General features: G+C 46.7%; 4 protein-coding genes. 3 read left to right on the forward strand and 1 reads right to left on the reverse strand.

The window, feature by feature from the left end; all coding sequences use genetic code 11:
• Positions 1 to 148: 148 nt before the first annotated feature.
• Positions 149 to 934: a type I methionyl aminopeptidase gene (gene map, locus A3751_RS19130; RefSeq protein WP_068458588.1), complete on the reverse strand. Its 786-nt coding sequence runs from the start codon at positions 932 to 934 to the stop codon at positions 149 to 151.
• A gap of 330 nt (positions 935 to 1,264) precedes the next feature.
• Between map and rpsB the strand changes: the two genes are divergently transcribed.
• The 3 genes from rpsB to pyrH form a co-directional block, all read left to right on the forward strand.
• Entirely contained in the window at positions 1,265 to 2,005 is a 741-nt protein-coding gene (rpsB, locus tag A3751_RS19135; protein WP_068458589.1) for a 30S ribosomal protein S2, read from the forward strand.
• Positions 2,006 to 2,148: 143 nt separating this feature from the next.
• A complete protein-coding gene (gene tsf / locus A3751_RS19140; protein WP_068458590.1) occupies positions 2,149 to 2,997 on the forward strand; it encodes a translation elongation factor Ts in 849 nt (282 codons plus the stop codon).
• 176 nt (positions 2,998 to 3,173) lie between these two features.
• Positions 3,174 to 3,925, forward strand: a 752-nt coding sequence (gene pyrH, locus A3751_RS19145; RefSeq protein ID WP_068458591.1) for a UMP kinase, incomplete at its 3' end; no start/stop codon positions are given.

A 3,925-nucleotide genomic window follows, 5' to 3' on the forward strand; every position in this document is an offset into this window, starting at 1 on the left:
TCAAAGCAATCGTTCGCTAGTTTTAAATAGCGCTTCGCATCCTTTGCTGGGTAGCCGGGTTCAGTAAGATCTTTATAAAGCTCGTCGAGTGAAATTCCTGAGGTTTCGATAAACGTCGCTTTCAGGTCTGGAGCTGCTGTCATTTTGTTCATGCAATTCCGAAATGCACTTTCTCTTCTTCCCTCATTGTAAGAACTTCGTAGCCATCCTTGGTTACAAGTATCGTGTGCTCCCATTGAGCGGAAAGCTTGTGATCTTTCGTGACCACTGTCCATTCGTCAGGGAGGAGCTTGCAGTGACGTTTACCCTGATTAATCATCGGCTCGATAGTAAATGTCATACCTTCTTTTAGCGCCATTCCTGTGCCTTTTTTTCCGTAGTGCATCACCTGAGGGTCTTCGTGAAAAACTGCGCCGATACCGTGACCACAATACTCTCGAACAACCGAGTAATAATTACTCTCTGCATGCTTTTGTATCACCGCGCCAATGTCACCAAGTCGCGCCCCAGGCTTTACCAGAGCAATACCTTTATACATGCACTCTTGGGTGATACGCACTAAACGCTCCGCCGCAATACTAGGCTCTCCAACGAAGAACATTTTGCTGGTGTCTCCGTGATAACCATCTTTGATGACGGTGATGTCGATGTTGATGATGTCACCGTTCTTTAGCTTTTTCTTTTCTGTTGGAATGCCATGACATATTACGTGGTTGACTGAGGTGCAGATTGATTTTGGGAAGCCTTTATAATTAAGCGGTGCCGGAATGGCGTTTTGCGTGTTGACTATATAGTCGTGGCAGATTGAATTTAGCTCTTCGGTTGTAACTCCCGCTTTGACATGCGGTTCAATCATTTCGAGCGCTTCAGCAGCAAGTTTGCCGGCAATGCGCATTTTTTCAATTTCATCAGCGTTTTTAATTGTAACTGTCATAGCGTCTCTGTTGGCGAAGTGTATGAGTGCTGGTTACATGGTTCAGCACCTTCAAAATAGGGCTGTATTCTACAGGGCCGTAGCGGGATTACAAAGTGCAATCAAACGTTATGGCGCGTAATCAGGGGTGGGGTGCGATTTTGGTTCTGAGCTTTTTCTTTAACTGGCTTTTGTTTTATGGTATAAAGCGCCCGCGAAAAACTCGCAGGAGTAGAGAGCTACTCTTTAATTTAAATCCGCACACGTTTCGTCACATTCAGCTGGGTGCTCCGACAGGGGTTGTTGAATGGGGGGCGTGGAGGTTCAACCCAATACATTTAGGAAAGTAAAATGGCAGCAGTTTCTATGCGTGACCTGCTTAAAGCAGGCGTACACTTCGGGCACCAGACTCGTTACTGGAACCCAAAAATGGACAAATACATTTTTGGCGCTCGTAACAAAATCCATATCATCAATCTTGAGCAGACGGTTCCAGCTTTCAATGAGTCTTTGGCTTTGGTCAAAAAGCTTGCTGAAAACAAGAACAAGATCTTGTTCGTAGGCACAAAGCGAGCAGCTAGCAAAATCGTAAAAGAGGAAGCTGAGCGTTCAGGTATGCCATATGTGAATCATCGTTGGTTGGGCGGCATGCTTACTAACTATAAAACGATTCGCCAGAGCATTCGTCGTTTACGCGATCTAGAGAAGCAAAAAGGTGACGGTACTTTCGAGAAGCTAACCAAGAAAGAAGTCTTAATGCGAACGCGTGAGATGGAAAAGCTTGAGCGTAGCATCGGTGGTATTAAAGAGATGGGTGGCTTGCCAGATGCGTTGGTTGTTATCGATGTCGATAATGAGCGCATTGCAATCAAAGAAGCAAACAAGCTTGGAATCCCTGTTATCGGAATTGTGGACACGAACAGTGACCCGGATGGCGTTGACTACGTTATCCCTGGTAATGACGACGCGATTCGCGCGATCCAGATTTATGCAAAAGCATTTGCAGATGCCGTAGTTGAAGGCACTGTAGCTGGTGGTGGCGAGTACGTTGAGGTAGCTGAAGAAGCTCAGGAAGCTCCAGCTGCTGAATAAGCCAGTTTGTACTGCGATACTCAAAAGACCTGCAAGTTCGCTTGCAGGTCTTTTGTAATAAAAGAATGATTCAATTTTTGTCGCGAGGCGATCGCCTCGAGACTCCAAAAAATATGCCGATGGCAAATTGATGAGGATATATAATGGCTGCAATTAGTGCCTCAATGGTAAAAGAGTTACGTGAACGTACCGGTCTTGGAATGCTGGAGTGCAAAAAAGCGCTTGCAGAGACAGGTGGTGATGTTGATAAAGCTATCGAAGAGCTTCGTAAAAAGAGTGGCATGAAGGCGGCTAAAAAAGCTGGCCGCACAGCTGCAGAAGGTGTTGTGGTGCTTCAGTCTGCTGACGACAACAAGTCAGCAATGTTGGTTGAAGTAAATTCGGAAACAGACTTTGCTGCTAAGAACGAAGATTTTCTAGCGTTTGCAAACAAGGTTGCAGCGGAAGCGTTTGCTGCCGGTACAACCGACGTTGCAGGTATGCTTGATGGTGATCGAGAGGCGTTAGTTCAAAAGATCGGTGAGAATATTTCCCCGCGTCGTGCAGTGAAGCTTGAAGGTGATGTTGTCGGTGTTTATGTTCACTCAAACAATCGCATCGGAGCAATCGTGGTATTGAATGGTGGTTCAGGTGATCTTGCAAAAGACATCGCTATGCATGCGACTGCGGTTAATCCTCGTGTCCTTCGCCCGGAAGATATGGCTGCCGACGAAGTAGAAAAAGAGAAAGAGATCATCAAGGCGCAGCCTGACATGGAAGGTAAGCCTGCTGAGATTGTTGAGAAAATGATGGGTGGCCGCATCAAGAAATTCTTGAAAGAGAATAGTATGACTGAGCAGCCGTTCGTTAAAAATCCAGAGGTTACAGTCGGGCAGCTTGCAAAAGATGCAGGTGCAGAGATTGTTTCTTTTGTTCGCCTTGAAGTAGGTGAAGGTATTGAGGTTGAAGAAACAGATTTTGCCGCTGAAGTGGCAGCGCAGCTTAAAGGCTAACTCTTCGCTCTCAGTGTTGCGAATAAAAAGAGGGGCTTTGCCGTAGCGGCTAAAAGCTCTTCTTGATACAATTCGCGCCGATGCCGTGCCTTATTTGTTAAGGTGCGGCATTCTTATATGTGGCCGCGCCAAACAAACGACTATAATGTGTCCGACAATTCTTCAGGATTAAATCTATGGCAGCTAACCTGCAACCAAAGTACAAACGCGTTCTATTAAAGCTGAGCGGTGAAGCGCTCATGGGTGAAGAGAATTTTGGTATTGATCCTAAAGTGCTTGATCGTATGGCGCTTGAAGTAGGCCAGCTAATTGGTATTGGTGTCCAAGTTGGAATGGTGATTGGCGGCGGAAACTTGTTCCGAGGTGCCGCCTTGAATGCCGCTGGGATGGATCGTGTTACTGGTGATCACATGGGTATGTTGGCGACGGTTATGAATGCGCTTGCGATGCGCGACGCACTGGAGAGATCGAATATTTCGACGCGCGTTATGTCTGCTATCCCAATGAGTGGCGTGGTAGAGCATTATGATCGTAGGACGGCAATGCGTTGGTTGAAGGGTGGTGACGTCGTTATTTTCAGTGCCGGAACCGGTAATCCATTTTTTACGACTGACTCGGCGGCATGTCTCCGTGGCATTGAGGTCGAGGCGGATGTGGTACTTAAAGCAACAAAAGTTGACGGCGTGTACGATGCCGACCCAATGAAGGTTAAGAAAGCCAAAAAGTTCGATCACCTCACGTACGATGAAGTGCTCGACCGTAAACTTGGCGTTATGGATCTAACGGCGATTTGTTTGTGTCGAGACCACAACATGCCTTTGCGTGTATTCAATATGAATAAGCCGGGAGCGCTGACATCGATTATGGTCGGTGAGCCTGAAGGAACCTTGATTGAGGCAACATCGCCGCAGCAAGAAGTAGCAGATAA

The sequence above is a fragment of the Oleiphilus sp. HI0080 genome, assembly GCF_001635135.1.

What these genes read in the sequence shown, in the direction of transcription:
- map (WP_068458588.1), bottom strand. Translation starts at nt 934, where the DNA reads ATGACAGTTACAATTAAAAACGCTGATGAAATTGAAAAAATGCGCATT.
- rpsB (WP_068458589.1), top strand. Translation starts at nt 1,265, where the DNA reads ATGGCAGCAGTTTCTATGCGTGACCTGCTTAAAGCAGGCGTACACTTC.
- tsf (WP_068458590.1), top strand. Translation starts at nt 2,149, where the DNA reads ATGGCTGCAATTAGTGCCTCAATGGTAAAAGAGTTACGTGAACGTACC.